The following is a 560-nucleotide window of genomic DNA, read 5'->3' on the forward strand; positions in this document are numbered from 1 at the left end:
TCATCTGCGTTGGCAAGCTCAAGCAGCACGTCGGCATGGCAGTCCTTGCCAGCGCACCAGCAAGCCAGGTTCTTGCCCCGCAACGGCTCAAGGTCGTCGGGATAGCCGCAGGCAGCGCGCATCTCTGGATCGGAAAGCATCTGCCGAAAGAAGCCAACGCATCCTTCAAGATCGAGCGCAGCCCGGCCCATAGGACCGCCACCAATCACGAACGGGTTGCCCCATTTAGTCGTGCGATCGACCTTCACCGTGTTCGGCGGCATCCGCCAGCCTTTGGTGCGGCGCAGTTGAACCCGGCGCGGCTTATCCTGTTCGGTCATGTGGGGGGGCCTTTCGGTTGGTGGCGATAATACAGCGGCGAACCATCATCGCGGGCCATGTGGGGCGGGATGTCGTCGGTCAGGCACGCGGGCAAATAGCGGTTGCTGATCGCGCCGCAGTGAAAGCATCCGACATTACCGCTGCAATAGGTGCGCTGAATGAAGCCGTCGGCGCAGATGGTTTCACGCTCGCGATAAGACTGGCAACGCGGCTTATCCTGTTCGGTCATGACGCACTCC

2 protein-coding genes are annotated in these 560 nt (G+C 61.4%); both read right to left on the minus strand.

What is annotated here, in order from left to right:
• Nucleotides 1-320: DUF4326 domain-containing protein (locus AX735_RS00455; protein ID WP_082750844.1), on the minus strand; the 320-nt coding region annotated here is incomplete at its 3' end.
• Nucleotides 317-560: hypothetical protein (locus AX735_RS00460; protein ID WP_231749967.1), on the minus strand; the 244-nt coding region annotated here is incomplete at its 5' end. The genes AX735_RS00455 and AX735_RS00460, both read right to left, overlap by 4 nt.

It is taken from the genome of Blastomonas sp. CCH1-A6, assembly GCF_001556365.1.
In the GTDB taxonomy this organism is placed as follows: Bacteria; Pseudomonadota; Alphaproteobacteria; order Sphingomonadales; family Sphingomonadaceae; genus Blastomonas; species Blastomonas ursincola.